Annotated in this window: 26 protein-coding genes; 1 reads left to right on the forward strand and 25 read right to left on the reverse strand. The window is 63.3% G+C overall.

Annotated elements, in window-relative coordinates:
• Positions 1-139: 139 nt before the first annotated feature.
• The 7 genes from I6I72_RS07620 to I6I72_RS07650 form a co-directional block, all read right to left on the reverse strand.
• Positions 140-982: an N-acetylmuramoyl-L-alanine amidase gene (locus I6I72_RS07620; protein WP_201806563.1), complete on the reverse strand. Its 843-nt coding sequence runs from the start codon at positions 980-982 to the stop codon at positions 140-142.
• Positions 982-1,449 carry a phage holin family protein gene (locus I6I72_RS07625; protein WP_201806566.1) on the reverse strand — a complete coding sequence of 156 codons (468 nt, stop codon included), beginning with the start codon at positions 1,447-1,449 and terminating at the stop codon, positions 982-984. The genes I6I72_RS07620 and I6I72_RS07625 overlap by 1 nt, the downstream gene beginning before the upstream one ends.
• A 92-nt stretch (positions 1,450-1,541) precedes the next feature.
• On the reverse strand, positions 1,542-1,739 hold the full coding sequence (locus tag I6I72_RS07630) for a hypothetical protein (protein WP_155994180.1): 198 nt from the start codon (positions 1,737-1,739) through the stop codon (positions 1,542-1,544).
• Positions 1,732-2,193 carry a DUF1617 family protein gene (locus I6I72_RS07635; RefSeq protein ID WP_100086746.1) on the reverse strand — a complete coding sequence of 154 codons (462 nt, stop codon included), beginning with the start codon at positions 2,191-2,193 and terminating at the stop codon, positions 1,732-1,734. Before I6I72_RS07635 ends, I6I72_RS07630 begins: the two co-directional genes overlap by 8 nt.
• Positions 2,194-2,208: 15 nt before the next feature.
• Positions 2,209-5,124 (reverse strand): phage tail spike protein, encoded by a 2,916-nt coding sequence (locus I6I72_RS07640; RefSeq protein ID WP_201806568.1) that lies wholly within the window; start codon positions 5,122-5,124, stop codon positions 2,209-2,211.
• Between the two features lie 81 nt (positions 5,125-5,205).
• Positions 5,206-5,892, reverse strand: a complete 687-nt coding sequence (locus tag I6I72_RS07645; protein ID WP_201806576.1) for a hypothetical protein — start codon at positions 5,890-5,892, stop codon at positions 5,206-5,208.
• The gene (locus I6I72_RS07650; protein WP_201806582.1) at positions 5,892-8,579 is read right to left on the reverse strand and encodes a phage tail protein; all 2,688 of its coding nucleotides are present in this window, start codon (positions 8,577-8,579) and stop codon (positions 5,892-5,894) included. Before I6I72_RS07650 ends, I6I72_RS07645 begins: the two co-directional genes overlap by 1 nt.
• Before the next feature lie 67 nt (positions 8,580-8,646).
• On the opposite strand from I6I72_RS07650, the gene I6I72_RS07655 reads away from it, so the two are divergent.
• Positions 8,647-9,054, forward strand: coding sequence for a hypothetical protein (locus tag I6I72_RS07655; protein ID WP_041630925.1), 408 nt, complete (start codon positions 8,647-8,649; stop codon positions 9,052-9,054).
• A 174-nt stretch (positions 9,055-9,228) separates the two neighbouring features.
• Here the strand turns inward: I6I72_RS07655 and I6I72_RS07660 are convergent, their stop codons facing one another.
• The 18 genes from I6I72_RS07660 to metK all read right to left on the reverse strand — a co-directional run bounded on the left by I6I72_RS07660 (position 9,229) and on the right by metK (position 21,655).
• Positions 9,229-9,639, reverse strand: coding sequence for a hypothetical protein (locus I6I72_RS07660; protein WP_201806585.1), 411 nt, complete (start codon positions 9,637-9,639; stop codon positions 9,229-9,231).
• Between the two features lie 12 nt (positions 9,640-9,651).
• The gene (locus I6I72_RS07665) at positions 9,652-10,248 is read right to left on the reverse strand and encodes a major tail protein (RefSeq protein WP_013888248.1); all 597 of its coding nucleotides are present in this window, start codon (positions 10,246-10,248) and stop codon (positions 9,652-9,654) included.
• Between the two features lie 18 nt (positions 10,249-10,266).
• Positions 10,267-10,611, reverse strand: a complete 345-nt coding sequence (locus tag I6I72_RS07670; protein WP_201806587.1) for a hypothetical protein — start codon at positions 10,609-10,611, stop codon at positions 10,267-10,269.
• Positions 10,608-11,045, reverse strand: a complete 438-nt coding sequence (locus I6I72_RS07675) for an HK97-gp10 family putative phage morphogenesis protein (RefSeq protein WP_201806589.1) — start codon at positions 11,043-11,045, stop codon at positions 10,608-10,610. The genes I6I72_RS07670 and I6I72_RS07675 overlap by 4 nt, the downstream gene beginning before the upstream one ends.
• On the reverse strand, positions 11,014-11,376 hold the full coding sequence (locus I6I72_RS07680; protein ID WP_201806591.1) for a phage head completion protein: 363 nt from the start codon (positions 11,374-11,376) through the stop codon (positions 11,014-11,016). Before I6I72_RS07680 ends, I6I72_RS07675 begins: the two co-directional genes overlap by 32 nt.
• A 3-nt stretch (positions 11,377-11,379) precedes the next feature.
• Positions 11,380-11,694 carry a head-tail connector protein gene (locus tag I6I72_RS07685; protein ID WP_201807810.1) on the reverse strand — a complete coding sequence of 105 codons (315 nt, stop codon included), beginning with the start codon at positions 11,692-11,694 and terminating at the stop codon, positions 11,380-11,382.
• Between the two features lie 32 nt (positions 11,695-11,726).
• Positions 11,727-12,947 carry a phage major capsid protein gene (locus I6I72_RS07690; protein WP_201806594.1) on the reverse strand — a complete coding sequence of 407 codons (1,221 nt, stop codon included), beginning with the start codon at positions 12,945-12,947 and terminating at the stop codon, positions 11,727-11,729.
• A 20-nt stretch (positions 12,948-12,967) separates the two neighbouring features.
• Entirely contained in the window at positions 12,968-13,795 is an 828-nt protein-coding gene (locus tag I6I72_RS07695) for a head maturation protease, ClpP-related (RefSeq protein WP_201806597.1), read from the reverse strand.
• Positions 13,792-14,970, reverse strand: coding sequence for a phage portal protein (locus tag I6I72_RS07700; protein ID WP_322090683.1), 1,179 nt, complete (start codon positions 14,968-14,970; stop codon positions 13,792-13,794). The genes I6I72_RS07695 and I6I72_RS07700 overlap by 4 nt, the downstream gene beginning before the upstream one ends.
• 151 nt (positions 14,971-15,121) lie before the next feature.
• Positions 15,122-16,720 (reverse strand): terminase large subunit, encoded by a 1,599-nt coding sequence (locus I6I72_RS07705; protein ID WP_201806608.1) that lies wholly within the window; start codon positions 16,718-16,720, stop codon positions 15,122-15,124.
• Positions 16,721-16,827: 107 nt separating this feature from the next.
• Positions 16,828-17,118 (reverse strand): pseudouridine synthase, encoded by a 291-nt coding sequence (locus tag I6I72_RS07710; RefSeq protein ID WP_201806609.1) that lies wholly within the window; start codon positions 17,116-17,118, stop codon positions 16,828-16,830.
• 33 nt (positions 17,119-17,151) lie between these two features.
• A complete protein-coding gene (locus tag I6I72_RS07715) occupies positions 17,152-17,439 on the reverse strand; it encodes an Nmad4 family putative nucleotide modification protein (RefSeq protein WP_014320308.1) in 288 nt (95 codons plus the stop codon).
• Positions 17,440-17,633: 194 nt separating this feature from the next.
• On the reverse strand, positions 17,634-18,020 hold the full coding sequence (locus I6I72_RS07720; protein WP_231782320.1) for a hypothetical protein: 387 nt from the start codon (positions 18,018-18,020) through the stop codon (positions 17,634-17,636).
• A gap of 43 nt (positions 18,021-18,063) precedes the next feature.
• Positions 18,064-18,261 (reverse strand): DUF4314 domain-containing protein, encoded by a 198-nt coding sequence (locus I6I72_RS07725; protein WP_005295562.1) that lies wholly within the window; start codon positions 18,259-18,261, stop codon positions 18,064-18,066.
• Positions 18,262-18,263: 2 nt separating this feature from the next.
• On the reverse strand, positions 18,264-18,914 hold the full coding sequence (locus I6I72_RS07730; RefSeq protein ID WP_005295561.1) for a hypothetical protein: 651 nt from the start codon (positions 18,912-18,914) through the stop codon (positions 18,264-18,266).
• Positions 18,911-19,096 (reverse strand): hypothetical protein, encoded by a 186-nt coding sequence (locus I6I72_RS07735; protein ID WP_005295559.1) that lies wholly within the window; start codon positions 19,094-19,096, stop codon positions 18,911-18,913. Before I6I72_RS07735 ends, I6I72_RS07730 begins: the two co-directional genes overlap by 4 nt.
• 146 nt (positions 19,097-19,242) lie before the next feature.
• Positions 19,243-20,493 (reverse strand): site-specific DNA-methyltransferase, encoded by a 1,251-nt coding sequence (locus I6I72_RS07740; RefSeq protein WP_070454647.1) that lies wholly within the window; start codon positions 20,491-20,493, stop codon positions 19,243-19,245.
• A complete protein-coding gene (gene metK / locus I6I72_RS07745; protein WP_060797815.1) occupies positions 20,465-21,655 on the reverse strand; it encodes a methionine adenosyltransferase in 1,191 nt (396 codons plus the stop codon). The genes I6I72_RS07740 and metK overlap by 29 nt, the downstream gene beginning before the upstream one ends.
• Positions 21,656-21,679 lie beyond the last annotated feature (24 nt).

Genomic DNA, 21,679 nt, shown 5'->3' on the forward strand with positions numbered 1-21,679 from the left:
TCTGCCCGAGCTGTGGAGTGCAGTCCGTCATCGACCCGTTCGACGACCTGCGGTAAACACCAGCTCCGCAAACGCAGAAAAGGCCCCGCCACCACCTCGATGAAGGTGATGACGGGGCCAAGGGTTGATTTCGCGTGGGTTAGCTGATGCCGAGCTTCTCGTTGACGCGTTTCTGCACAGCGGCGTAGTTGCCGCCGAGGCGGCGCTTGCGTTCCTCGCCGTTGCCATAGTCTCCTCGGATCACCGCATCAGCCAGGGCATCGATGTTGACGGAGGGCTTGGTGGGGTTTCCTCCGGTGAGCTTCTCGTTGACGCGTTTCTGCACCGCAGCGTAGTTGGCTCCCAGTCGGCGCTTGCGCTCGTCCCCGTTGCCGTACTCGCCTCGGATCACCGCATCAGCCAGAGCGTCGATGTTGGCGGAGGGCTTGGGTGCGGGCGGTGTTGGCTTTGCCGGTGCTGTGGGGGCGGGCTTGGTGCCGCTCATGCGGTCGTACCAGTACTGGGCGCGTGCCATGTAGGCCGCATGCTGGCTTCCTGCCAGCGAGGCCGGGCATTCGGTGGAAGAGAAATGCTTGTGGCCGAACACGTTCTTTCCCCAGACGGGTCGTCCGAGCTTGTAGTAGTGGCAGATGGCCGCGACGAGGTGGGCACCGTTGTCAAGGCAGGCCTCGGAGATACGCCAGGGCTTGGAGGAGATGTCGGCGTGTTCGATACCGATGGAGGTGGTGTTGGCTTCCCAGTTGCCTGCATGCCAGGCGGTGTCGCGATCCCAGACGAGCTGGCCGATCCGCCCGTTGGAGTCGACCTGGTAGTGGGCGGATGCTTGGCGGGTCTGCCACACGTCCCAGATGGACTTGATGGTGAGGTTGCCTGCGTTGTGGTGGATGATGACCTTGTTGATTTTCCGCCCGTTGCGGCCTTTGGTGTAGTGCTTGTTCATCAGCCGGTTTTCGTCGGCTTCGAGGGTGGCCCAGTTCTTCATCAGGGGTTCTCCTTTTCTGCTGGGGTGGTTTGGTTGGGGTGGTGTTCGAGGTCGGGTTTGCCTGTCACGTCACGGGTGATCAGGTCCAGGGCGCGGCGAATGTGATCAGGCACGGGCAGCCCGAGGCGGGTGGCGTTTTCGATAAGGGAGATGCCTTCGTTGGACAGGTAGAACACGACGGTGGCGGTGCGTAGCGCTCCGGATGTTCCGATGACGTGCACGTCGAGCAGGTGGGCAAGTCCGATCAGGGTGAAGATGAGGATCTTGCGGGAGATGCCTCGAAACCCGATGGCTGAGGAGACGCGGCGTTCGGCGATCGCGGCGAGCACGCCGGTGATGTAGTCGAATACGACGAAGGCGATGAGCGCGTACACCAGGCCGTCGAGGCCTCCGAGGAACGCGCCGATGACGGCCCCGACCCCGGCCAGGCCGGTTTGGATCGTGGCCCAGATAGCTTTGAGCGACATAGAAAGTGGGTTCCTTCCCGTTTGTGGGCACACGACAAAGGCCCGCACCCAGGTGGTCGGGGTACGGGCTTTCCGTGTAAGCCAGATGTGGTTTACAGGTTGGGGCTAGTGAGGACGTCCAAAACTGTGTCGGTTAGGTCGAGGCTGCCGGTCGACGGACCGACTTCCTCGACGTGTTCGGGGCTGTTTTCGGCTGGTGGGACAGGCACCGGGTCGGGCTGGGCTGGTTCGATCGGGTGAATCACCACTTCCTCACCATCAACTGCTTCGGCTGAGGTTTTCTCACTCATCGGTGTCACCGACCTCCGCCGTCCTCACTGCGTCATGTTGGGCTGCTTCTACAGCGTCGAACAGAACGTTGTATGCCTCCGCCTGCTCACCGGCTAAGGGCTCGTCGTAGTCGGCTAGCAGCTGTGCGATATCGGTGAGGTGGGTGGCGTAAGTGGGGCCATCCACCTCAGCCACTGAGTCCAACAGCTGCTCGCGCAGTGTCAGGAATTCGGCGAGGTCGGTGCCACCGGCGAGTTGAAAGGTGCCGTCTTCGCTGATGACGGGCTTGCCCTCCTCGTCGAGGATGGCGTGGGTGGTGACGAGGTCATATTCGTCCTGGCCGAACCGCAACTGCGCGTTCTTGACCAACTCGAGCAGTTTGGAGCGCGCCCGCGATTGAGCAGGCTTGAGAGACATCGTTTCGAGAAGATCGTGGATGGGTCCGAGGTGACGGTTAGCGATCAGTACACGCATGCGTAAAGGTTCTTTCTAGACGAGGCTGGTGGACATGGCCGACAAGCCGGTGTTGTTGTAGTTGGTCCAGGTGATGTTCGACCCGGAGCCGGAGATGGAGACGATCCAGCCGTAGTTCAGGCGGCGGATGATTTCGTTGACCCTTGTCATCAGGTCTTTGAGCCGGTCGAAGGCCCGCGACATGTTGTAGAACGTGCCGTTCGTGGTGATAAGCAGGTCGTAGGTGTGGAAGCCGATCCGTGCCAGCCCGCTGGAACCCGACAAAGTGGCGTAGGTGCCTTTCCCGCTGAAGGCTACGTCTTGAAACATGACGTAGCGGGTGTCAGAGGTGTAGACCTTGTTCCCGTTGATCCGCAGGTCAGCGCCCAGGTGGATCCCTGCCCGCCCATAGAACTTGCCCTTCGGATCCAACGTCAGACACGTGAAATAGTCGCCGGTGGAGGTCGTCTGATACGTCCAAGCGACGTAGTCCCCCCGGTAGGCCAACTGGTTGACGATGCCTTGGATATCGGTGGCATCCTTTTTCGCCCGGCGGGCCATTTCACCGATGTAACGCGTCCCGTACCAAAACCGCAGACCGGACGACGTGATCGTCCCCTCCAACGAGGATCCGGAGTACCACGAGATTTGTGTTGGCGTAATCCGGATCGAACTCGTCCAGCCCGCCAGTCCTACTTGGATCGCGTTAGTCGCGAGCTTGTCCGCCGTGATCGACTTGGCGCGAATCCGGGCAGCGTTCAAGGTCCCGGTGGTGATTTTCCCGGCATCCAACGCCGCGATCTTTGCGGAGGTGATTGCGGCCTCAGCAATCATCGCGGTTTTGATGAAGCCGTTAGCGATGGTGAGTTTGTCACTGGTGATCGATCCGGCCGCGATCCTCCCCGCAGACAGGGTGCCGGTGGTGATCTTCGAGGCCGACAACGAACCGATCTTTGCGTCCGTGATCGCCGCGTTAGCTATCATCGCCGTCTTGATGAACCCATCAGCGATCGTGAGCTTGTCACTGGTGATCGAGCCTGCCGCAATCCTGGCAGCCGCGAGCGTGCCGGTGGTGATCTTGGCAGCCGACAGGTTGGCGATCTTCGCATCGGTAATCGCCGCGTTGGCGATCATCGCGGTAGTGATCGTGGCGTTATCGATACTGGTTCGGCCGGTGATGTGTATGCGCTCACCGGCGATCAAGATGGTTTCGGGTGAGATGTTGATCTGGGAGATGATCTCGCCCGAGCGCACACGCAGGTTCAGGTCGCTGGCCATCATTGAAAGTGACGAGGCGAGGCTGTTATCCGCGTTCGTCAGCTCAGTGAACCGGGCCTCATTACTGGTTTGAACCTGCCTTGCCGTCTCGTAGGCCGTATCGGCACGGTGTCGCGCTTGGGAGACTGAGCTCTCAAGCCCAGCTACCTTCGCACCGGCCTCACCGGCTACCGCCTCAGCCTGTCGTGCTGTGGCTTCGGCCTGGCTGGCTGCCTCGCGTGCCTGACCGATCTCGGCTTCGGCTTCGGTGAGGCGAGCAGCGACAGCGGCAGCGGCGGCTTGGGCATCGTCAGCAGCGGTTTTCGCAGCCTCGACCTCAGCGCGGGCCTCGGCAAGCTCAGCGCTGACCTGAGCATGGTTGAGATCGGTGGCAAGGGCAACCCAGCCGGGCTCGCCGGTGTCGGTGACCTGGTAGATCCAGATCTCGATGCTCTCGCCATTGTCCCTAAACCACGTGTCCCCGAGGCGGGCGGCAGCGGGCTGTTTCGGCCCGTAATGGTTGGTGGATTTCCCGTCCGCTGATGCCAGCGCCACGCCAGCAAGATCAGCAGCCATCTGGGCGGCCGTCTGCGCGGTGGTGATCTGGCGGGTGATCGAGGTGAACTTCCCTGCAACCGACCCCAACTCCACCGAAATATATGTCTGTCGGAGCGGGTCGTATTCGTAGCCGACGACCCGCGCGGACAAGGACACGCCCAGGTCGGCGTGCTGTACCGTCACCGTGTCTCCCAGCAGGACGGTCTCCAGCTCGGCGAAGTCGGCGTACTCGGTCGTCGAAGCAAGGTCGACGAACGAGACGGTGTAGCTCGCAGCAGGCGTATCGACGTGGTTGGTGGCGTACTCGGCCTTGGCGGCTTGACGCAGCAGGGCGTGTGCCTGCGGCAGAGGTACTTCGTCCTCGCGGGGGTTATCTGCGTCGGCGATCGCTTTGATGTCCGGGTAGCGCATCACCTTGATATGCGGGATCGCGTAGGCATTCAGGTGTGGCGAGTCGACGTAGAGCTCGGGCAGGGTGATCCCATCAAACCCGACCGGCACGATCCGGGTGACCACGCTCGTCAGATCGATGGTCGAGGTGTAGCCGGTGAGGTTCTTGCGATCCCGGATCACGACCCCACGATCCGCGCCGCGTGTGGCGGTGTGGTGGATGTGCCGGTTATCGCGCGTGAGCTCTCCGGCCCACCGGGAGGCGAACGTGTTATCCGACCCCTGGTCCATGATCGCGACGGCAAGGTTCATCCGCACCACGCGCGCAGAGGCCCTGGTGGCCGTATCGGAGCTGGTCGCGGTGAACCGGTGCGGCGTGGTCGCAGACCTAAGGAGCTGGTCGAGGGCTGCCTTGGGGGTTTTGTTGACCACGAAGGTGTCGGCGATGAAGTTGCCTGCCAGGTCGTAGAACAGATGGAAGGCGGTGACCTCCAACAGCCCGTCCAGGCTGGTTGTGACCTCGTGGATACGAAACCCTTGCCGGATGGTGGTGCCGGGAACAGGGGCTGCGATGATCGCCTCGACTACCAGCTTTGAGGCCAGCGGCCCATCGGCTGGATAGGTGACGGTCAGCTGGTAGGCTCCGCCGAGTTCCTCAACGACCCGGGCGTCGATCAGTTCAGGGTCGAGGACACCCTCGCCGGTGGCGGTGAACGTGGTGGCAGTCGGGGCATGCACGGTGAGCATCGGTGGTGTTCCTTTCGCAGACGTGCACCCGCAGCCAAAGAAACGGCTACGGGCGCACTGGGAGCAAAGAGATGGGCCGGGTTAGGGGTTTCGCCAGTTCCCGGTGATCTCGACTTTGGAGATGCCACTACCCAAAGTGACCCGGTTGACCCCTGGAGTAAGGATCGGGAACGTGCCGGTGACCGCGTCGGTTTGCACCCGGCCTGCCACGTGTGCGACAAGCCGGGCCGAGTCCAGGGTGATCTGCCCTGCCGGTGACTGAACGCGATAGGCGGCCCCGTTGATCGTCAGCGTCAACGCCCCGGTGCCCTTGATCGTGATGATCGGTGCCGCATCCACCAGTCCCGGGTTGGTGATCTGCCCGGAGGCGGTGAGCGTGTGGGTGGTCAGCCCAGAGTCGAGGTAGCTAAACGGCTCGCACACCAGGTGCGCCTCGAAGAATCCCCACGAGGACATGTCCGTGCGCAGTGGGCTAATGGAGGCGTGTTTGATCTTGTGGAACGCCTCGGGCTGGTGGGACAGGTGAATGGTCGCCGCCCGGGTCAGCGCCAGTGCGGCTTTGTGGTAGGCGGCCAGGCTGCCTGTGATCGCGAGCGGCAACGTGATCGACGTGTCGTGCCAGCCGCCGAGGCGGGTCAGCGTCCCGGACCTGCCTGCCACCTCAATATCGTCTGTGACCCGCTCGGCGACAGGTAGGTCGACCGGGGCGGTGAGCCTCAGGCCCAGCGACGTTGAGGGCACTGTCTTGTCGAGTGTGAAACCGTGCATCAAACGCCTCCTCCTGTGGCGAGCACCGTGTGGTGGGAGTTGATACGTGCCAGCTGGCGGTTGATGCCGGGGGCGAGTTTGCCGACCAGCGTGCCGTCGTTGAGCACGACCTTGATGTCCATGGCCCCCAGCAGTGCCCGGGCGGTCTGGTCGACGATGCCCGCAACCTCTCCTGCGCGCCCTGCCTCCTGGCCGACAGCGCTGTGGCTGGTGGTTGCAAGCGGTGGTTGCAGGTGGGTTGGGGTCAGATCGACCGGCTCCAGGCTGGTGGTGATCGGCACGTCGATACCGCTGGTGAGCTCGCTCATGGCCTCCAGGGTGTCGGCGGCGACGTCCTCGGCGGCTGCGACTGCGCGGTTTCCGGTGTCTTCGATACCTCCGGCCAGGCCTCGGGTGAGCATGTCACCGACCCACGCCATTTCCTTTGATGGGGAGTTGATGCCGAAGAAGCCGGTGATGCCGTCCCAGATGTCAGAACACCAGCTTGTAACCCTGTCCCAGAGCCAGCCTGCCAGCGACTGGATGCCGTTCCACAAGCCCCGCACGAGGTCCGCGCCAGCAGAGGCCATCTGGCCGACCCCTTGACCGACCGCGCCCACGATCCCGGTGATGATCTGCGGGATCGCCGCCACGATGGTCGAGATGATCTGCGGCAGGTTCGTAATCAACGCGGTCAACAGCTCGACACCCGCCATGACCAGTTGCGGGATCGCCCCACCGATCGCCGAGACGATCGCTGCGATAATCTGCGGCAGCGCGGCCACGATCGTGCTGATGATCTGCGGCAGCGCCCCAATCAAGGCGGTGAGTAGTTTGACGCCAGCCTCGATGAGCTGCGGCAGGGCCGACAGCAGCATGGTGATGATGCCGGTGATGATTTGTGGCAGCACCGTCACGATCGCGGTGATGATCTCCGGGAGCGCGTCGACCAAGGAGGTCAACAACGCGATACCGGTTTCGATGATCTGCGGGATCGCCCCGATGAGGAACTCCACGATCGAGGTGATGATCTGCGGCAGCGCCTCAATGAGCACCGGGATCGCCTCCAGCAGGCCCTGGGCGAGCCCCAAAATGAGCTGCAACGCGGCATCCAGGATCATTGGCAGCGCATCGACCAGCCCTTGGACCAGGGCGACAATCATCTCCACGGCCGCCGGGATGAGCTCCGGGAGTGCCTCACCGATACCGGTGACCAAGGTGGCGATGATCTGCAGGGCTGCTTCCAACAGTGACGGCAGCGCCTCGATGATCGCCTCGACTAGTGCGACGATGAGCATCACCGCTGTCTCGGCCACCGACGGCAACACCTCGATGATGCCTTCCAGCAGGGCGGTCAGGATCGACATGCCGGTCTCGACGACCATCGGCAGCTGCTCGGCGATGAACGCGAGTGCTTCTTGCAGGATCTCGCCGAGCTTGTCGATCAATGCCGGGGCTCCGCCCTGCTCGAAGGCTGCCGTGAGCTCATCGATCCACCCGTTGACCATCGGCATGACCGTGCCAGCCAGCGCGTCGGTCAAACCTTGGGCGAGCAGGCCCTTGAGGTTGTCGATGCCGTCGCGCATGGTAGAGAGCTGTCCGGTGAAGGTTTTCGACTGGGCTTCCATCGCCCCGTGGAAACGGCCGCCTTCCTCGGTTGCCGAAGCGAACGCGTCAGCGACCATGTCCGCGCTGATCGCGCCCTTGGCCATCTCCTCTTTCAGCTCGCCGATGGACTTGCCCGTCTTGCGGGAGATCTCCTCCAGCGGGTTGAACCCGGCGTTGATCATCTGGTTGAGGTCCTGGCCAGTCAGCTTGCCTGTCGAGGACATCTGGGCGAACGCCAACGTCAGTGACTCCATCTTCTGCGCGTCACCTTGGGAGATATCACCGAGCTGGCCTAGTCTGCGGGTAGCTTCGTCGGCGCTGATACCGAACGCCATCAGGGTTTGGGTGTTCTTCGCCAAATCCTCCATGCCGAACGGGGTCTTCGCGGCCTGGGTTTTCAGGTCGTTGACCAGCTGTTGGGCTTTTGCCTGATCGCCGAGCATCGTGGTGAAGCTGGTGGTGTACTGCTCCATGCGGGCGTTGTACTCCACCCCGTCCTTCAACGCATCGGCCATACCCCGGCCGATACTCGTGATCGCCTTGCCGATGCCCTTGACACCAGCGACGATCGCCTCGGCGGCCAGGTTCGCTTTGAGCACGTCCCCGAAGATCCGGGTCTTATCCCCGGTGTCGTCCATCTCGTCGCCGAGATCATCGACCGCGTCCTCCAAATGCCCGGCATCCTTGGCAGCGTCTTTCGCATCATCGCCTGCACCGTCGGCCTCGTCACCGAACTCGCCGAGCGCATCATTGTTGGCCTTGAGCTCTTTTTCCAGCTCGTTGAGCTCGGCACCGGCGTTGTTGAGCTGGATCTGCCAGTTTTTCGTGCGCGAATCGTTCTCCCCGAACGACGCGGCCGAGTTCTCCAGCGCGGCCTTGAGTGTTTCGATCTTGGCCTTTTGGGTCTCGATCTCTTTGGTCAGCACCTGGTTGCGGGAGGCCAGTGCCTGGGTGGACTTGTCGTTCTTGTCGAACTGGGAGGCCACCAGTTTCATCTCCGAGCCCAGCACCCGCATCTCACGGTTGATGTCGGTGATGGCCCGCTTGAACTCGCGTTCACCTTCCAGACCGATCTTGAGACCAAACGAGCTATCAGCCACGGTGAAGGTCACCTCCTCGAAGTAGAATTAGGCCGTGGGAGTCGTCCGCGCTGCGAGGGAACACAACGTGAGTGACACCGATATTGAAGTGCGCCGGTTCGCGAAACTGCTCGCAAAGCTGGATGCGCATCTGCCGATTTCAGATGCGATGGAACAAGCCGATCCACAAAAGAATGGGCGCTGGTGGTCCTCGCAGCGTGAACACATGTCGAGATGGTTCGCATCGCAAGCGACCACCGGCAGCGGAGCATTCACGCGGCAAGAACCGAATGTGTCAGCGAAAACGACCTATAACCGGCTTCAACACCCCGAAGGGCTGGTCTGGATCGCTGAGGCGCTCGGAGCAGATACCGACCTGGTCCAGCGTGTGGCCGACGAAGCGTTGACTATTCCCAGACGCTCCCGCAGCGCATTTGTCCGCTCACACCTACCGTGGGAACTGATCGCTCAGCTGGCTAAATCCCGGCTGGGATGATGTCGTCGATGAACCACACCCGTGCTGGTTTCGCTCGTCCTGTCTCGATCCGCCAGCAGTCCACCAGGTCAAGGAGCTCACCAAAGACCATCAGGCCCACCTCGTCTTGTCTCAGGCCGAGGTGGGCTAAACCGATGTAGGTCAGGCGGGTGAACACTGCCCGGTCGGATTCGACTATCCGTCCGCTGCCGGGCTCACTTTTGGGGCTGGCTCGGTGAGGATGTCGCGGCGGGTGCCTCGCTGCAGTGCCTCAGCGATCGCACCCCGGTAGTCGGCGATATCGGCAGGAACCGTCAGCAGCTCCACCTCGTCCTCCGTCAACTGAGGGCGCGGGTTGTCGCGGTGGGTGAGGTTGTGGATCTGCACTGACTGGTTGGCCAGCAGCGTGATCAGCCAGATCACCTCGGTCAGTGTCTGGCCGAGGTCCTCGGAGGTCTCCAACGCGGCTCCGAGCTTGTCCAGCCCGCCGTAGCGCTCGGCGATCAGCCGGGTGGCCTTGGTGGTGAGCACCAGCTCGTACCCGCTCCCACCAATCGTCACTCTCGCACTGCGCGAGGCAGTGTCACGCGATGTTGTGTCAGTCATGGGGGTGCTCCTTTACTTGCCGGGGCTGGTGGCGGCGGGCTCGTAGACGGACTGGTACCAGCCGGTGATGATCTCGGCCTTGACCTTGGGGTCGCCTTCGGTGGCTTCGGCTTTCCACGGGTGGCGGCCCTTCGCGTCTGGCTTGTTGCGGCGCAGGATCGTGCCCTCGATGCTCGGGGTGGAGAACGTGATCGAGTCGGCCTTGGTGGCAAGGGTGGTGTTTGGCAGGGCGAACTTGACGCGGTAGAGCCAAAAGTACTGGAAGGTGCCGTTGGAGCGGGCGGCACGGAACCCGATCGCTACCGGTGTGCCGCCGTCTTCCGAGGACGAGATGAGCACCCCGTTGGCATCCAGGGTGGCACCGGTCAGTGCCGCTGCGGCTTCTGCTCCCAGGTCGTCCACGCCGAGGGTGAGCGTGCCGGATTTGAACTCCTTGACGATCTCGCTGGGCCCATCGTCGGCATACAAGATCGCCTCGGCGACCTCGACGGACAGTTCCGCTGAGATCGCTTTGGCCAGTGGCTTCGGGCTGGCGTAGGTTTCCTCGCCGGTGGTGGGGTTTTCGGTAATCGTGGCGTAGTAGAGCTTGTCAAGACCAATCGTGGCCATGGGTGATTCGTCCTTTCGTTAAAACGGGTGGTGGCAGCTGATATCGAAGCTGTAGTGGTGGTAGCCCGTATCGTCCTCGAAGCCGATGTAGCGCCTGGCGGTCACCACAAGCCCCGCTTCGACGAGTGCGTGGGTGATCCGGTCGCGCCAGGGCAGGTAGTTGCCAGTTGTGAACAGGCCGAGGCGGACTTCTTCGACTTCGACGCTCGGGGTGTTGTCGGCGAACACCTCCAGCGTGTCGCCGATCGGGGTGGCAACCAGATAGGTCACTGGTGCGGGCGAGGCGCTAAACAAGCTCACCGCGATCGGCAGATCAAGCCGGTCAGCGACCGTGGTGAGGGTTTCCAAAAGCGGGGTGTTCATGGTTGGATCCCGTCGAGCCTGGCTTTAAGCACCGTTTTCATCGCCTCCACCGCGCCCCGCCGGGTCTGCGAGCGTGTCGGTGCCAGAAACGGGCGTGCGGGCTGGTTGCTCCTGCCGTGCTCTAACACGTTGGCAATCAGCGCATTCGACCTGCCGTCGCGGCGGTTCTCGGCGAAACCGACCTTGACGTTGTGATCGCCTCGTGAGTTGACCTTCACGCTCGTAACCCCCAGTGCCCCGAGGAGCTGGCCGGTTGAGCGGGACGGCATCGTGGTCGCCCGCCCGATCGCGGATGCGAGGTTGGCTCTCATACGTGGTTCGACCACGTTCGCGCCAGCTGTCAGCACTTCGTCGGCTGTAGAGTCCAGCAGGCGTGAGGTGGCCTCGAGTGCGTCAATGTACTTATTGGGCAGTCGGATCTGGACGCGCGCCATGATGGGCTCCTTCCGGGTGCAGACGGTGGGCAAGGATCTCGATGTAGCCGCCGATGGCCTCGACGGTGTCGATGACAAAGCGGCCATCGGCAGCGGCGATGTGCATGACCTCCGAGACGGTGAGCCCGGGGATGGTGCGGATGCGGAACAAGACGGTGGCCTGCGTGTAAGCCGCACGGTTAACCCACGCTGAGCTGGCGTGCCTCATCTGGCGGTAGGCGCGCACCGAGGCGACCACCTGCTCGGCGCTAGCGGTAAAACCCGCAGCGTCCCTTCGGGCCACGGGGGTGATGAGGTCGATGGTTTCTCGCATACTGCCAATGCCTGCCATGGGTTAGACCTTCCATTCGCGCTCAAGGCGCAGCAGCGTGTTCACCGCGCCCCACATGGCCTTGGCGGCATCGGGTTTGTCGGACCAGAACCCGGCCGTAGACCCGTCACGCGACTCGTAGAAGTGACTGGCGAGCATCACGATCGCCTGCCGGGTCGAACCGGGCATCTCGTGGGCCTCGTAGTAGTCCTCAGGCAAGTGCTGGAAGCTGCAAGCATAGGAGGTGGCAGCTGCCACCAGGTTGGCGATGAGCTCGTCGTCCTCGTCGTGGGCGAGGATGAGGTTGGCTTTGACCTGGTCGATGAGCTGGTGGTTCATGGCTGCCACCTCCTATTCGTTGCGTGGGGGTTTTAGGCTCCGGCCTTCTGGGTGAGGATCTTGACGGCCTCGGGCAGGACGAGCTTGCCGTCCAGGCGCTGGGAGGCGAGGAAACCGACCTGGCCGGAGGTGGCGAACAGTTCGTTCAGGCGCTTGAACGAGCGTCCCTGCCGGTCAGCGATCCAGTAGTAGGACAGGTCACCGAACGCCACGGTCTTCGCGCCCGCCTTGATCTCGGGTGCGAACGTGGAGGTGTGCACCGGTTTGCCCAGGATCATGTCCGGGGCACCAGCGGTGAGTGCTGGCTGCCACAGGTACTGGCCCTGGTTGTCCTTGAGCTTGCGCACGGTTTTCACGGTGGCGTCGTTCATCAGCCACACCGCCCGGGCCCGATAGGGGGCGCGCAGGCTGTAGTGCAGGTCGATGAGCTCATCGGCGGTGATGTCGGCGGCCTTCGCGGTGGTCACATCCGAGATACCGCCACCGGTGGCGTCGAAGATGCCGGTCGGCTTGCCCTTGCCGTCACCGACCAGGAACGCTTCCTCTTCGGCGGCACCGATGCGGCGGGCGAACTCGGCGGCGAGGTAGGCCTCGACGTCGAAGACCGAATCGCCGAGCAGTTCCTCGCTGATCTTGAGGAACGTGCCGAGCTTGAACGCCGAGAGCGTGATCTGGGAGAAGGTCTCGTCGGATTCGGTGTAGGGCTTGCCCTCATCGAGCCACCCAGCACTGCCGTGGGTGGACACGACCGGGATCTTACGATCCCCGCTGGTGGTCTGGATGACGTTGGCAAGGCCGCGCATGATGTTCTGGTCGGCCAGGGACTGCACGAGGGTGTGCTCGAATTCGTCGGGCACCAGGTAGCCGCCCTCGGAATCAACCCCCTCCGACAGGGCGTTGCGCACCTCCATCGGCGAGGCGTTCAGGCGCATCGCATCCCAAAACGCCCGCTTATAGGATGCGGTGGCGCGGCCGGTCTTGGATTCGGTCTCCTCGCCGGTCTGGCCGGGCATCGAGGTCAGCGGCGCATTCGTGGCTCGGGCCAGATCAGCGTCTAGGCGCTGGGCACGTTCGGCGCGGGCGATCTCGTTGGTGAGCTTGTCGATATCGGCTTCCATGCGGGCGTAGGTCTGGTCGTCCTCGGCGGACAGGCAGCCGGTGGTGGTGTCGCGGCGCTCGTCGAGGAAGGCCTTGGCCTTCTCCCAGGTGTCGGCGCGGCGGGTACGCAGGTCAGAAATCGTCATCGTGGACATTGGATGGTTCTCCTTGCTGGTTAGTGGGGGTGGTTGATCAGGGCGGCGTACAGGTCCACCACCCGACGGCCCGCAGGACGTACGGGCGCTGGGTCTGGCGGTTGGGTGTCAGGTGGCGTGTCGGTCAGGTGTGCGACGAGACGCTGTTCGGCGGGCTTGCGGGCAAAACACACCCCGCTGGCGGCATCGCCCAGCGGGGCGGGGTTTCGTGACGTCGGCGGCCACGGTTTCTGCTTGTCCGGCTCCTCGCCGTCCTCGTCGTCTGGGTCGGGTGGGGTGCGGCTGCCGGTGAGGTAGTCGTCGGCAAAGCCCATGCTGATGGCGGCACGCGCGTCCATCCAGGTCTCTTGATCCATGAGGCGTGCGAGCTTGGCGCGGCTCATCCCGGTTTTCAGCTCGTAGGCGTTGATGATGGATTCTTTGACCGCTGCGAGCATGTCGATGGCCCGGCCCAGCTCGTCGGCGTCACCGACGGCGAGGGTGGCCGGGTTGTGGATCATGAGCATCGAGACCGGGCTCATCGCCACGACCTCACCTGCCATGGCGATCACGCTGGCGGCGCTGGCCGCGATCCCGTCAATATGGACGCGGACGTGGCCTGGGTAGTCGATGAGCATGTTGTAGATCTGGGCTGCCGCGACGACGTCTCCGCCGGGGCTGTTGATCCACACCGTCACATCACCGGAACCTGCAGCCAGCTCGGAGGCGAACAGGGCCGGGGTGATGTCGTCGTCAAACCATGACTCCTCAGCGATCACCCCGTTGATACGCAAAACCCGGCTGGTATCGCTACCCGCCGGGTCAGATGTGTCGGGAGCGGGTGGCTCCCAGTTCCAGAACCGTCTCACCGGCTCCTCCTTTCAACTCGTTGTTCCACCGGCTGCTCATCCGCAGGCGGTGTTTCCTGCTGTGCCTGCCCGGTGGTGGCGTAGGCCCCGGCCATGGATAGCGGCAGCATGTTGCCGTTGACCAGGTACAAGTCGCCGCCATCAGCGGCAGCGATGCGGTCGAGGTTTTCGAGGGCGCGGATGTCGTTGGCGCTCATCCACCCGTTCTGCCTGGCCACGGCGTAGCCGTTCATGCGCGAGACGTAGTCGCCGCGCAGCAGGCCCTCGAGGTTGAACTTCACGAATACGCTCGGCTTCTCACGCGGGCTAAGCAGCGTCTTGGTCAGGGCTTGTTCCCAGCGGATGACCCACGGGTCGAGGGTGTATTTCACGAACTCCAAGGACTGCTGCTCAATATTGGAGAAGCTCGATTTTTCGAGGTCGCCCACCATGTGCGGTGGGATGCGGAAGATCCGGGCGATCTCGTTGATCTGGAACTTGCGTGTCTCCAAGAACTGCGCCTGCTCCGGGGAGACGGAGATGGGCGTGTACTTCATGCCCTCTTCGAGCACCGCGACCTTGTTGGCGTTGCGGGCCCCACCAAAGGTTTGCTGCCAGGACTCGCGCACCCGAGACGGGTCTTTGATCGTGCCCGGATGCTCCAACACCCCGCCAGGGGCGGCCCCGTTGGCGAAGAACGACGCCCCGTAGTCCTCGGTGGCCATGGCCATGCCGATCGCGTTTTTCGCCATCGCAATCGGCGAGTAACCCACCAGCCCGTCAAACCCGAGCCCTGGGATGTGCAGCACGTCAGCAGGCGACAGCCGGATGCGAGACCACTCACCGGCGGGTTCGTCGCTGGTGGTCTGGTACTCGTAGTAGAGCCTGCCCGCATCGTCGCGCCCCACACTCATCCGGTTGGGCATCAGCGGATACAGGCCAATGACCTCGTCGAGGCCGTTGCGGATGACCTGTGCGTAGGCGTTGCCCCACAGCAGCAGATGCGTCATGAGGGTCTCGCGGAAGACGAAGCTGGTCATCTCCGGGTTGGGCTCATCGTGCAGCAGCCGGTAGAGCGTGTGGTCGGTGGCTTTGACCTTCGACCCGTCTTTCTCGGTGCGGTAGACGTGCAGGGGCAGGCCCGCGATCGCCTCCGCCAGGATCCGCACGCACGAATAAACGGCGGTCATCTGCATCGCTGAGCGTTCTGTGACTGTGCGCCCGGAGCTGGTGGGACCGAATAGGAAACTGTAGCTCGAAGACAGCTGGTGGTTCGACACCTGCCGGGTATTGGTGCCGCGTAGCCAGTCGAAAAGTCCCACAGGGGCCTCCTTTGCGTTGTCGAAACTAGAGGACGAGCAGCCCGCGCGAGTCGTACACCGACGTGCCAGTATCGCTACTGCCGCCTCGAATCGCGCGGTCAAGCGCCATGATGGTGGCGACGACCCCGTCGATCTTCTCGGTGGACTTCTGCTTGTCGGGTTTGATGTTTCCCGCCGGGTCTTGGCGCACATGAATGTTGTCGACCATCCAGGCCAGCACCGGGTGCCCTCCGTGAGCCAAGCGTCCTTCAAGTGCGAGCTTCATCAGCTCCTTGCTCGGTGGGCTCATGTCTTTGAAGCCCTGCCCGAACGGCACGACGGTGAAACCGGCATCGTCGAGGTTTTGGCTCATCTGGACTGCGCCCCACCGGTCGAAGGCGATCTCGCGGATATCGAACCTCTCGCCGAGCTGCTCGATGAGGTGCTCGATGTGGGCGTAGTGGACCACGTTGCCCTCCGTGGTCTCCAGAAAGCCTTGGGCGTGCCACAGGTCGTAGGGCACGTGATCACGCGCCACCCTCAGCGAAAGGTTGTCCTCCGGTATCCAGAACCACGGGGCGATCCGGTACTGCTCGTCATCCCCGTAGGGCGGGAAGACGAGCACGAACGCGGTGATATCCGTCGTGGAGGCCAAGTCCAGCCCGCCGTAGCAGGGCCTGCCCTCCAGCTCGTCTAGGTCTACCGGGTCCGCGCAGGCGTCCCAGATGTGCATGGGCATCCACCGCACGGACTGTTTCACCCACTGGTTAAGCCGCAGCTGGCGAAACGAGTTCTCCTCGGCGGGGTTTTGGCGCGCCGAGTTGCACGCGGCGCGTACCTTATCCACCGGCACCGTGACCCCAAGCGAGGGGTTGGCCTTGTGCCAGACCTTTTCATCCGTCCAGTCATCATCCAGGTCTGCGCCGTAGATCACCGGGTAGAAGGTGGGGTCGTGTTTCTTGCCCGCCAGAATGTCGCGTGCTTTTTGGTGCTGCTCGTAGCAGATGCTGTGGGTGTCGGTGCCTGCGGTGGTGATGAGGAAGTACAGCGGCTGGGTGCGCGCATCACCCGAGCCCTTGGTCATCACGTCGAACAGGGCCCGGTTGGGTTGGGTGTGCAGCTCGTCGAATACGACACCGGAGATGTTGAACCCGTGCTTGGAGTACGCCTCAGCCGAGAGCACCTGGTAGAAGCTGTTGGTCGGCTTGTAGATGATCCGCTTCTGACTGCTGAGGATTTTCACCCGCTTCGATAGGGCTGGTGATTGGCGGATCATGTCGGCGGCGACCTCGAAGACGATGCTGGCTTGCTGCCGGTCGGCCGCGCACCCGTAGACCTCGGCGGCTTGCTCCCCGTCCCCGCAGGTCAGCAGCAGCGCGATCGCGGCGGCCAGCTCGGACTTGCCCTGCTTCTTGGGGATTTCCACATAGGCGGTGGTGAACTGGCGGTAGCCGTCGGGCTTGATGGTGCCGAACAGGTCGCGCACGATCTGTTCTTGCCAACCCAGCAGTGTGAAGGGTTTTCCTGCCCAGCGGCCTTTGGTGTGGCGCAGCGCCTGAATGAACGCCACGGCGAAGTCGGCTTTGCGTTGGTTGTAGGTGGAGCCGTCTGCCATGAACCGGGTTGGTTGATACGTGCTCGTCATCGTGGCGGCAGCTCCTTCCTCGGGGCATAAGAAAAGCCCCAACCGTGTGGGGCGAAACAGTTCGTGCAGGGCCCGGCCCGTCTGCGTGGTCAGGGCGGCGCGAGGGGTTAGCAGTAGGTGGCGCGGAAGTCGGCGACCACCTGGTCGGTGTCGAAGCCGCCGTATCGCCAATCGGACAGGCCGCGCTGCCCGGCCAGGGCGATGATCTGGTCGGCTTTGGTGTAGTGCCAGCCGATGCGGCTGAGCGTGTGGACCGGGATCTTCTCGGCCCCGACCTCCTCGGCGAGCTCGTCGAGGACGCTGAAGGGGATCTCGGCGGCGGCCTGGATCTCACCGTGCGGGGCGGCGTCGGCGGGGATCTCCAGGTGGTTGGTGACCAGCTCTCTGGTGGCGTCCATCGGGTGTCCTCCTTGGCCTTGGTGGGGTGTGGGTTAGATCTGGGTCAGGGCCCAGGCGATGGCGTGCCCGGCGTCTGCGAAAAGGTGGTCGGCCTCGGCGATGAGCTCCAGGGCGCATTCGCTGCGGCCGCGTGCGTTCGGGCCGAAGCCGTCGATCGGAGCTTCGGTGAGGCGGTAGACCTGGGCGCTGTTGCCGTAGCCGTCTTTCTTGGTCCAGGTCGCGAAGGTGGCCAGCGTGTAGTCGCCGTGTGCGAGGATCGCCCCGTAGGAGTCGACGCGCATCTGCAGGGCTTCGGTGGTGAGCTTCTCGGTGGTGTTCATGGCTGTTGTCCTTTCCTGAGGGGCTGTTCTTTTGTCATGTACATACAGCCATAGGTGCGGGCGCTTATCCAGTCGTATTTGCCCAGATCAGGCACTATTTTTTGGGATCTACAGCACTTAAGAAAACCGTGGAGAAACAAGGCTTGTGACGAGAGGAAACCCCGCTCGTGGCAGGGTTTGCGGGTGCCAAAAGGTCAGGCGTTGCGGGTGATGCTGTAGTTCACCAGGTCGCGGGCGTTCAGGGGTGCCAGTTCGCTGACCATGGCAATGGCGCGTCGGTAGCCGTCGGTGACCTTCTCGATCTCTTCCGGGTCGAGGGAGCCGTATGAGGTGGTTTGGATCGTCCACTGGCCGGTCTGCCAATCCCGGTACAAGGGCGGGGTGTACGGCAGGCGGGCTGCGGGGCGGATCTCGATCGCGAGGTCGTCTGTGGTGTCGATGGTGACGATGGTGTAGCCGAGCCGGTTCGCGTCCTTGACCAGGTGCTGGGTGGTGTCCTCTTCGATGCTCATCTGTGGCTGGGGGTTCATGGCTGTGTCCTTCCCTGAGGTGGTGTGCTTTCGGTATGTACATACAGCCATACGTTGTGCCGCATATCCAGTCACTATTTGCCCTGATGAGCCGCTATTTTTCGGGCTTTTCAGTGGGTAGGGTTTCCCAGGAGTCCTCGCCCGGGATGAGCCCCAGGTTCGATCCGGTGTCCCAGTCGACGTGGACGGTGCCGAGGTCGTCGACGAACGCCACGGTGCCAAGCACACCGGGGCGCAGCGTCGTGTACGGGTCGCTGGTGGCGATCAGGCGCACCCGCTGGCCAGGAGTCATGGTCAATCCTCCTTCCTGCTCGTCGGGGTGCGCCAGGCGGCGTCCCCTTCCAGGCCTGCCAGCAGGATGCGGCGTGCCTGCTTGTATTCGGGGCCGATGAAGCCCAGGGAAAGCAGGAAGCAGCGCATCGTGTACTTGTCATTGCCCGGTGCTGGCGGCGTGGAGCGGATCCGGGTTGCCTCCTGGGCGCGCTGGCAGAGCCTGGCCACAAGCGGGATCACCGCCTCGCGTGCCGTCTCCGGCGTAATCGACTCACACCACGGGAACGAGACGGTCTCGTCATCGTTGAACTCGATGGGTGTGGCCGGGATGCCCAGGGCCTTGGCGATCAGTGGCCCTTTGGCTGCCAGGAGCGCTTCGAGGTTGGCGCGAGTGCGCTCACTCCACCCGGTGGTGGGCATCGTGACCGTCAACGCCACCTCGCCCGGGTCGGCGGTTTCAAAGCCCGCCTTGTGGGCGGCCTCGAGCACGGCCTGCGCCTCGATGCCATCTGGCAGGTAGAGGGTCCAGTCCCGATCCAGCGTGGCGTCTGCGATCTGGTAGGCAAACGAGGGCGTGCCCAGATAGGTGGCCTCGGTGCCAAGGTGATCGGCGAGAAGCTGGGCGAGCTTTTTCCTGCCCGTTTTGTGCGGGGTGAAGGCGAGGATGCTCATGCCACGACCTCCTGCTCGAACCAGGCGGCCACCATGGTGAGGAAACGCTTCGGGTCGTGCTCGATCACGCGCACCACCAGCTGGTAGCCGCGTGCTGTGGCAACCCGCAGGGTTTCCTCGGGGTCGTAGACGTTGACTCCGGCTGCGATGAGCTCGCTGATTTCGATGTGTAATTCACTCATGACCAGTCCTTTTCGCTCGGTTCCCCCAGGTCTAGGGGTGCTTGGTCATGTACATACAGCCATACGTTTTTCCGCTTATCCAGTCGTTTTTGCCCTCATCAACGGCTCAGTTTCACGCCCCTGTTTTCCCTGCATATTGCGGGGTTTTATTCGCGGTCGCGGTCGACCTGTTTGACCAGATCCAGGTAGGCGTACTGGGTGCCGTCGCGCTGGCAGGTGATCCCGGCCGCATCCCCGGTCGCCTCGGCGTAGCGGCGCAGGATCACCGAGGCGTACTTCTCGTCCAACTCCATGAGGTAGGCGATGCGGTCGGTCTGCTCGGCGGCCATCAGGGTCGAACCGCTGCCAGCGAAGGTGTCGAGGATGATCGCGTTGGCCTGGGTGGAGTTGCGGATCGGATAGGCCAGCAGGTCCAGCGGCTTGCTCGTCGGGTGGTCGGAGTTCTTTCGCGGCTTGGCGAAGTTCCAGATCGTGGTCTGTTTCCGGTCAGCGAACCACTTGTGCTTGGCTCCCTGCTTCCACCCGTAGAGGACCGGTTCGTGCTGCCACTGGTACGGCGAGCGTCCCAGCACGAGGGAGTCTTTGACCCAGATGCAGCAGCCGGAGAGCTTGAACCCGGCATCGATGAACGCTTTGCGGAAGTTCAGCCCTTCGGTGTCGGCGTGGAACACATAAGCAGACCCACCCTTGTCGAGAACGCCCGCCATGTTGGTGAACGCGGTGAGCAGGAACTCGTAGAAGGAGTCGGCCTTCATCGCGTCGTTTTTGATCGTGAGCCCGTCGGAGGACTCGAAGGCGACGTTGTAGGGCGGGTCGGTAAGCACCAGGTTCGCGCTCTTGCCGTCCATGAGCATCGCGACATCGTCTGCGTCGGTGGCATCCCCGCAGACCAGCCGGTGCCTGCCGATGGTCCAGATGTCCCCGCGCTGGACGAAGGAGGCGGCCTCGAGAGCGGCGGTGAGATCAAACCCGTCGTCGTCTACCTCGTCCTCGTCAAGGCTGCCGATGAGCTGGGCGATTTCGTCATCGTCGAAGCCGGTGAGCTCAGCATCAAAGTCGGCCGCGTCAAGGTCCGCGATGAGCAGGGCCAGCTTGGACTCGTCCCAGTCGCCGCTGATCTTGTTCAGTGCGACGTTCAGGGCCTTCTCGCGGGTCTCGTCCAATTCGACAACCACGCAGTCGATGCTCGTGTGGCCAAGATCCGCCAGTACTTTCAGGCGCTGGTGGCCACCGACGACGTGGCCGGTGGTGTGGTTGTAGATCACCGGCTCGACATAACCGAACTCAGTCAGCGACCGCTTGAGTTTCTCGTAGTCCGCATCCCCGGGCTTCAGGTCCTTACGCGGGTTGTAGTCGGCGGGCTTGAGCTCACTGATGGGTAGCTGCTTGATGAGCACGGCGGATCACCTCTTCTCTGAGCTTGTCGGTAAACGGCAGCGTCCATTCCCACTCGCTCAGACCATGGCCCATGTGCCCATAGGTGGCAAGCTTCGCGTAGATCGGAGAACGCAGGTGCAGGTGTTCGATCATCGCGGCCGGTCGCAGCGGGAAGACCGCCTGGGCGGCGTCGGTGAGCAGCCAATCCGGGTGCTGACCGGTGCCGAAGGTGTCGATGCGGAACGCGACCGGGTCAGCCTTACCGATCGCATAGGAGATAGCGACGTGGCATTCTTCGGCCAGGCGCGCATCCACCACGGTTTTCGCGATGAGCCGCGCCATGTACGCGCCCGTTCGGTCGACCTTGGAGGGGTCCTTACCCGAGAACGCGCCACCGCCGTGCGGGCCGAGCCCACCGTAGGTGTCGACCATGAGCTTGCGTCCGGTCAGCCCGGTGTCAGCGGTGGGCCCACCGGTGACAAACCGACCGGACGGGTTGACCAACACGCGCTCAGCCGTGGCACCGGGCAGGTGCGCCTCGATGGCCGGGGCGACGACCAGCGTGCGCACCTCCCGTTCAAGCGCCTCGGGGTCTTTGTCTGCATTGTGCTGGATTGAGACGATCACGGTGTCGATGCCGACCGGAGTGCCCAGCTCGTCGTAGACCACACTGACTTGGGATTTGCCGTCGGGGCCGATCCCACGGATCGTGCCGTCGGTGCGGGCTGTATCGAGGCGGCGGCAGATCTCGTGGGCGAGCACGAGCGGCAGCGGCAGGCGCTGGGGCGTCTCGCTCGTGGCGTACCCGTAGACGGTGCCCTGGTCACCCGCCCCCAGGCTCGCATACGCCGACTCATCACCTGCACGCGCCTCGATGGAGGTTGTAACACCTGCGCCGATGTCGGCGGATTGGCGGCGCACCCACACGTAGATGACAAACCGGTTCGGGTTGTACCCGGCCCGGCGCAGCGCCTCCCGCGCGCAGGCGCGCAGCTGCGGCCGGATGGTGGTGGTGATCTCGCCGGTGACGATGATGCGCCTGCCACTCGCCATGACCTCAACGGCCACGCGTGCCGCCGGGTCGCGGGTAAGGATGTCATCGAGGATGTGATCTGCGATCAGGTCGCACAGCTTGTCGGGGTGGCCGATACACACAGATTCAGCACTTCGCACTACAGACACGCGAGGGCTCCTTTCACAAATGCG

Origin of the sequence: Corynebacterium striatum (genome assembly GCF_016728105.1) — a bacterium.
Lineage (GTDB): Bacteria > Actinomycetota > Actinomycetes > Mycobacteriales > Mycobacteriaceae > Corynebacterium > Corynebacterium striatum.